1 protein-coding gene is annotated in these 261 nt (G+C 39.5%); it reads right to left on the minus strand.

Annotated elements, in window-relative coordinates:
- Positions 1–228: reverse transcriptase domain-containing protein (locus tag ACP7FG_RS13060; RefSeq protein WP_439226636.1), on the minus strand; the 228-nt coding region annotated here is incomplete at its 3' end.
- Positions 229–261 lie beyond the last annotated feature (33 nt).

Below are 261 nucleotides of genomic sequence, written 5' to 3' on the forward strand. Positions count from 1 at the left end.
TTGGTGTAGGTATTCCAGTGTCCATCCAACACAATCTTGTATGGTTCTGGACTTGATGAAACCATACTGATTGTTATGGATGCATTTCATGATTTGTAACTGCAGTCTATTGGCAACCATTTTGGATAGGAATTTAAGCCCCATACCAGTAAGGGAGATAGGTCTGAAGTCACCAACTTGCTCAGGAGAACTCTTTTTGGGCACCAATGTAATGTAGGATGAGTTCATATTTTCTAGTTTTGCAATTCCTGCATGAAAGTA

The sequence above is a fragment of the Idiomarina sp. ST10R2A5 genome (genome assembly GCF_051842325.1).
GTDB classification, from domain to species: domain Bacteria; phylum Pseudomonadota; class Gammaproteobacteria; order Enterobacterales; family Alteromonadaceae; genus Idiomarina; species Idiomarina abyssalis.